This is a genomic window from Bradyrhizobium sp. (genome assembly GCF_035484855.1).
Taxonomy (GTDB): Bacteria; Pseudomonadota; Alphaproteobacteria; order Rhizobiales; family Xanthobacteraceae; genus Bradyrhizobium.
This window is the reverse complement of the sequence record NZ_DATHOP010000211.1, coordinates 1-6597: the sequence shown is the minus strand read 5'-3', so window position 1 is coordinate 6597 and position 6597 is coordinate 1. Positions and strand designations below refer to the sequence as shown.

The window sequence follows — 6597 nt, the reverse complement described above, 5'->3', positions numbered from 1 at the left end:
CAATGAACAGCACGCCAACGTAGATCAACCACGAATTCGACATCAGGCTGACGCCGCTTTGCAGCAGCGTGATCAGCACCGCGCCGATGATCGGGCCGCCGAACGAAGCGGAGCCGCCGATATAGGCCATCAACAGCGCATTCGCCGACAACGGTGCCGCCAGCGCATCGAAGGTCACGATCTCATAGGTGATGGCGTACAGGCCGCCACCGATGCCGGCGAAGAATCCCGCAAGCGCGAATTGAAGAAAGCGCACGATGCGCGGATCGTATCCCATGAATTGGGCGCGTTCGAAATTGTCGCGCGTGGCGTTCGCCATCCGGCCGAGCGGCGTCAGCGTCAGGAAGAACATCGCCAGCGCGGCGATCAGTGTCCACGCCAGGATCAGATAATAGACCTGGATTCCGGATGCATATTTGAGAGCGAACAGGCTGTGGCCGATCATCCGGTTGGCATTGACGCCGCCCTCGCCGCCGAAGAAATGATGGAACATCAGCGCGGCCGTGACCATCAATTCGCCGATCCCGAGCGTGATCATCGCAAAGGCGGTGGCGCGCTGCTTGGTCGCCATATAGCCGAACACGATCGCAAGCCCGAGCCCGGACAATCCCGCCAGCAGGGGAATGAACTCCATCGGCAGCGGCAGGCTGCCGGCGCCGGCCAGGTCGAGGAAATGAATCGTGGCGTAGCCGCCGATGCCGAAAAACGTCGCATGGCACAGCGAGAACAGGCCGGCCTGCCCCAGCAGCATGTTGTACGACAGGGCCAGGATGCTCATCATGCCCATCTGGCTCAGCATCGACAGCACGAAGCCGGAGTGGCGCCCGGTTGAGTAGTTGAAGAACACCCAGGGCGCCGCGATCGCGACGACCAGCGCCACCACCCAGACCCAGCCTTCCCTGAACCGGCGTCTGCTCATGTGTCGCGCGTTCCCAATAAGCCGCGCGGCCGGAACAGCAGTATGATGATCATCATCGCGAACGGCAGCAGCGCGCCGATACGGGCAACCGGGATGGCCAGGATTTCCGTGAACAAATTATCGCCCGGCACGATAATGCCGAGCGGCTTCAGCGCGTCGAGAAGCGAATAGTTGATGACGACGGCAAAGGTCTGGATCAGCCCCATCAGGATGGAGGCGATGAAGCAGCCGGCCAGCGACCCGAGCCCGCCGAACACTACGACGACGAACACGATCGGACCCATCGCCTCGGCCATGCCGGGCTCGGTGGTCTGATAGTTGCCGCCGATCACGCCGGCGAGACCCGCCAGCAGGCAGCCGCCGGCAAACACGATGGTAAAGACCCGCGGCACGTTGTGGCCGAGCGCGCTCGCCATCTGCGGATGGGTCAGCGCCGCCTGGATGATCAGGCCGACGCGGGTTCGCTTCAGCAATATCCATGTCGCCACCAGCATGCCGACGGAAACCAGCAGCATGAAGCCGCGATAGGCCGGGAAGTTGGCGCCATAGACGGTGAACAGCGGAAAGTCGAGGATCTGCGGCACCCGATAGGCCATCGGCAGCATGCCCCAGGTCATCTGCACGCCGCGCTCGATGATGAACACCAGGCCGAAGGTGAAAAGCAGTTCAGCGATATGCCCGTTGCTGTGAACGCGCCTCAAGCCCCAGACCTCGATGGCGGCGCCGATCAGGCCGCACAGGATGGGCGCGATGATCAGAGCGGGGAAGAAGCCTATGAACTGGCTCAGCGTGAACGCAAGGTAGGCGCCGATCATGTAGATGCTGGCATGGGCGAAATTCAGCACGCCCATCATGCTGAAGATCAGCGTCAATCCGCTGGCCAGCATGAACAGCAGCATGCCGTAGACAAGGCCGTTGAACAGGGAAACGAGGACTATCTCCATGACCGCCTCGTTCCCCCGCCCGCCCTTTCAAACCGAGCTCAGTTTTCCGGCCGCTTCATCTTGCAGATCGTCGGCAGCGTCAGGTCGGCGGCGGTCGCAGTCATCTGGGTCTTCCAGCCGAAGCCGGTATGCTCGGAATCGTATTTCACGTCCTTGCTGAAGACGCCCGCGTAATACGGCATCAGCAGTTGGTGGTCTTCCTTGCGCATGATGTTTTCCTGGCCGTCGAGGTCCTTGACATGCATGTCCTCGAGCGCCAGCGCCACCTTCAGCGGATCGGTCGAGCCGGCCTTGTTGATGGCATTGGTCAGCATGTCGATCATGGTGAGGAAGTTGAGTTCCGAGAAATCTGTCTCGTGGTTGGCGCGCCAGTCGACGGCGATCTTCTCGGCTTCCGCACTTTTCTGGTCGACCGCGACGTTGCCGTTGAACTCCATCACCGATGTCAGCCGGTTCTCGCCGGCAGCCCCGATTGCGGTCGGTCCGCCGATTAGGTGCGACAAATAGGTATCGAAGCGCACGTTGAGGCCGTCATCCACCGCGGCCTTGATCAGCAGATTGAGATCGCGGTTATAATTGCCGGTGACGACGCTCTCGGCGCCGGAAGCCTTGATCTTGGCCACATAGGACGAGAAATCCTGCACCTTGCCGAACGGCATCAATTCGTCGCCGACGATCTCGATGTCGGGCCGCAACTTGGCCAGCCATTTCTTGGTGTCGTGCTGGATCGACTGGCCGAACAGATAATCCTGGTTTAGCAGGTAGGCCTTTTTGAGATCGGCCGGCAGCGACTTGATCCGCGCGGCGGCCCGCATGTCGACGCTGCCCGCGAAACGGAAGTGCCAGAAGTCGCATTGCTCATTGGTCAACTCGGTCGCGAGCGCTCCGCAATTCAGATACAGGATGCGACTATCCGGCTCGCGCGCATTGTGTTTGGAAACAGCGTCGATCAGGGCAGAGCCGACATTGGATCCGACGCAGTGCATCACGAACGGAATGTTCTGGTCCGTTATGCTTTTCAGCGCGATCAGCGCTTCGGCGGGCTGCAGCTTGTCGTCGAACGGCACCAGCTCGTACTTCCGGCCAAGCGGGCCGCCGAGGGCGTTCCTTCGCGCGATGATGAACTGGAAGACCTTGAGAAACTCGTCGCCGGCCGACGCAAACGGACCCGAGAACGGATCGGTGTAGGCTAGCTTGATGGTCTCTTCGGCGAGAACGGGCCGGCCGGAAAACAGCAGACCCAGGATGGCGAAAGAATAGCAAACCAGCCGCAAACAGCTCATCGCGTCCTCCCCTATGCCCCGTCCCTTCGGGGACAGATGTTCTTCCTTGCCGCAAAGAGTACATCCTCGCCGAGGTGAGTCAATTGCCGGCTGGCGCCGTCGCTTGCGTTGGCGCCGGATCGGCATTGCCGCAGGCGCGGCCAGTTCTCAACTGACAAGCCGGCCTCGAACACCTATACCATCGAGATAACAGCAATACGCTCACTCGCCGGGAGTTGACACCTTGCCCATGCCCAGACACCTGTTACCGACCACGGTGGTCGGAAGCTACCCGCAGCCGGACTGGCTGGTGGATCGTGCGATGCTGTCCAAATCGGTGCCGCGCACCCGCATGACAGAAATGTGGCGCATTCCGGAAGTCTATCTCGAGCAGGCGCAGGATGACGCGACCGTGGTCGCGATCCGCGACATGGAGCGCGCCGGCATCGACATCGTCACCGACGGCGAGATCAGGCGGGAGAGCTATTCCAACCGATTTGCCACCGCGCTCGACGGCATCGACGCCGAAAACCCCGCGCTGATCACCGCGCGGTCGGGCCAGAAAACGCCGGTGCCGCGCGTGACCGGAAAAATCGGCCGCAAGGGCGCGGTCGAATTGCGCGACATGGAATTCCTCCGCCGCAACACCGATCGCGCGGCGAAGATCACGCTGCCCGGCCCGTTCACCATGAGCCAGCAGGCCAAGGACGAATTCTACAAGGACGACGAAGCGCTGGCGATGGCGCTGGCGGAAGCCGTCAACGCCGAGGCGCTGGAATTGCAGAAGGCCGGCGCCGACGTGATCCAGCTTGACGAGCCCTGGGTGCGCAACGACCCCGCCGCCGCCAGGCGCTATGCGGTGAAGGCAATCAACCGAGCGCTGCAGGGCATCACGGTGCCGACCGTGGTCCACATCTGCTTCGGCTATGCCGCCGTCGTTCCCGGCAGCACCAAACCTGCGGGCTATTCGTTCCTCGCTGAACTAGCGGATTCCTCCGCCGAACAGATCTCGATCGAGGCCGCGCAACCGAAACTCGATCTCGGCGTGCTCGCCGATCTCTCCGGAAAAAAGATCATGCTCGGCGTGATCGACCTCGGCGATCCCGAGATCGAAACGGCCGATGTGATCGCCGAGCGCATCCGGCACGGCCTGAAATATGTTTCCGCCGACCGGCTGGTCCCGGCGCCCGATTGCGGCATGAAATACATGCCGCGCCACATCGCCTTCGGCAAGCTCAAGGCGATGAGCGATGCGGCCGCGATGGTGCGGAAGGAGATCGGCTAGGTCCCGGTGTCGTCCCGGCCTTCGCCGGGACGACATCGAGAATGGCGCGAGGTCGCGGCCTAACATCGTCATTGCGAGCGAAGCGAAGCAATCCACTCTTACTTCCTTGCTGCATGGATTGCTTCGCTGCGCTCGCAATGACGTTTAGACACACCTTCGCGATTTCGCTGCATGGTCTGCGCGCGGTATCCATCTATCCATCTTCCTTAAAAGTGGTCATGCCGCCTGCCCGACCGCCGATGGCGCGATTACGTCGCGGCCGGCGCGGGTGCCGACCTGCCAGACGGCGGCATGGCGCTCGATCAGCTTGATCAGCGTATTGAACGCCACCGCCATCGCCAGCACCAGCAGCACGCCGGCGAACACATGCGGGCTGTCGAGGATGGTGCGGTAGCGCGAGATCAGGTAGCCGATGCCGGCCGGCGAGATCAGCATCTCCGACACCACGACGCCGACGATCACCAGCGCGCCGCCGACGCGCAGGCCCGACAGCACGGTCGGAATGGCGGCGGGGATCACGACGCGCGTGACGCGCTGGCTCAGCGTCGCGCCCATGCTGCGAGCGGCGAGCAGAAGCTGGGGATCGATGGTCTGGATACCGGCGGCGGTCGACAGCATGGTGGGCAGGAAACCGTAGAGGCCGGCGAAGGCGATCTTGGATTCCGGGCCGATGCCGAGCCACACCGTGAAGACGGGATAGAGGATGACCAGCGGCACCGCATAGAGGCTCGACACCATCGGCATGATCAGCACGCGCGGCCGCGGCAGGCTGCCGACCACGGCGCCGGCCAAAATGCCGCCGCCGCAGGCGATCACCATCGCGATGGCGACCTCGTAAAGCGTCACCAGCAGCGCGTGCCAGTATTCGCCGGCGTCGCTCCATCCGGCCTGCAGGGTAGAGGACAGCGACGGCAGGAACAATTCAGGGATGGCGCCGGTGCGCGGCAACACTTCCCAGAGCACGATCAGCGCAGCGATGATGAGATAGCGCAGGGTTTTTGCGGACATCACACCCTCACGCGGTTTTGCGGATGTGGCGCCAGATGCGGTCGCGCAGGCTGCCAAAGGTATCGCCGCTCATCATCTCAAACGTGCGCGGCCGCGGCAGCGCGACCTCGAGCCGGTCGACGATGCGGCCGGGGCGCGCCGACATCACGATCACCTCGTCGGCGAGATAAACCGCCTCGGTGAGGCTGTGGGTGACAAAGATGATGGTCTTGCCGGTGGCGGCCCAGATCCGCAAGAGCTCGTCGCCCATGGTCATCCGCGTTTGCTCGTCCAGCGCGGCAAACGGCTCGTCCATCAACAGCACCGGCGGATCCTGCACCAGGCCGCGCGCGATCGAAACCCGCTGCTTCATGCCGCCAGACAATTCGTGCGGGTGGCGCTTGCCGAAACCGTCGAGGCCGACCAGTTGCAGCGCTTCCTGCGCCTTGGCGCGGCGATCCTTTTTGGCGATGCCGCGCAAGGCCAGCGGGAATTCGACGTTCTCTTCCGCGGTGAGCCAGGGAAACAGGCTCGGCTCCTGGAACACGACGCCGACCCGGTTCGGATCGGGATCATGGATCGGCGCGCCGCTCACCAGGATCGTTCCCGACGTCGGATGCCGAAGGCCGGCCATCATCATCAGCAGCGAGGATTTGCCGCAACCGCTCGGACCGACCAGCACGACAAAGCGCCCAGGCTTGACCTCGAACGACACATCGGACACCGCAAGAACGCCCTCGCCCGAGGTCTTGTAGACCTGGCCGACGCCGGTGAGCTGCACCGCGCCGGAGCGCGCGGCCGGCTTCAGCGAGGTTACGTTCGCCAGTGGCTGCATCGCGTTTCCACCGATCTGACGAGTTCGTTGAAGGCCATGGCAATGGCGGCGATCATCAGCACGCCCGCCAGCAATTGCTTCATCTGGAAATTCTCGCCCCAGATCGCGATCTGGTGGCCGATGCCGTCGCGCGAGGCATACATCTCCGCCAGCATCACGCCGGTGAGATTGAAGATCATCGAGATCCGCAAGGCTTCCAGCAGCACCGGCAGCATGCTCGGCAGGTAAACCCGGAACGCGGTCTGCGCCGGCGTCGCGCCATAGGAACGCGCCACCGTCAGATGCTCTGGCTTGACGGATTCGACCGCCGTTGTCGTCGACAGGATCACGATGAAGATCGTCGAGAAGAATCCGAACCCGACCTT

Annotated in this window: 7 protein-coding genes; 1 reads left to right on the top strand and 6 read right to left on the bottom strand. The window is 62.9% G+C overall.

The genetic code is table 11. The features are described 5' to 3' along the window. The 3 genes from VK804_RS24240 to VK804_RS24230 all read right to left on the bottom strand — a co-directional run. Window positions 1-919: branched-chain amino acid ABC transporter permease (locus tag VK804_RS24240; RefSeq protein WP_325374948.1), on the bottom strand; the 919-nt coding region annotated here is incomplete at its 3' end. Further along, on the bottom strand, window positions 916-1863 hold the full coding sequence (locus tag VK804_RS24235; RefSeq protein ID WP_325374947.1) for a branched-chain amino acid ABC transporter permease: 948 nt from the start codon (window positions 1861-1863) through the stop codon (window positions 916-918). The genes VK804_RS24240 and VK804_RS24235, both read right to left, overlap by 4 nt. 38 nt (window positions 1864-1901) lie before the next feature. Next, entirely contained in the window at window positions 1902-3146 is a 1245-nt protein-coding gene (locus VK804_RS24230; protein WP_325374945.1) for a branched-chain amino acid ABC transporter substrate-binding protein, read from the bottom strand. A 229-nt stretch (window positions 3147-3375) separates the two neighbouring features. On the opposite strand from VK804_RS24230, the gene VK804_RS24225 reads away from it, so the two are divergent. Beyond that, window positions 3376-4410: a 5-methyltetrahydropteroyltriglutamate--homocysteine methyltransferase gene (locus tag VK804_RS24225; protein WP_325374943.1), complete on the top strand. Its 1035-nt coding sequence runs from the start codon at window positions 3376-3378 to the stop codon at window positions 4408-4410. A 216-nt stretch (window positions 4411-4626) separates the two neighbouring features. Here VK804_RS24225 and VK804_RS24220 read toward each other — a convergent pair whose 3' ends face one another. The 3 genes from VK804_RS24220 to VK804_RS24210 form a co-directional block, all read right to left on the bottom strand. Further along, entirely contained in the window at window positions 4627-5418 is a 792-nt protein-coding gene (locus VK804_RS24220; protein ID WP_325374941.1) for an ABC transporter permease, read from the bottom strand. 7 nt (window positions 5419-5425) lie between these two features. Further along, window positions 5426-6232: an ABC transporter ATP-binding protein gene (locus tag VK804_RS24215; protein ID WP_325374939.1), complete on the bottom strand. Its 807-nt coding sequence runs from the start codon at window positions 6230-6232 to the stop codon at window positions 5426-5428. Further along, on the bottom strand, window positions 6211-6597 hold a 387-nt coding region (locus VK804_RS24210), incomplete at its 5' end, for an ABC transporter permease (protein WP_325374938.1). The genes VK804_RS24210 and VK804_RS24215, both read right to left, overlap by 22 nt.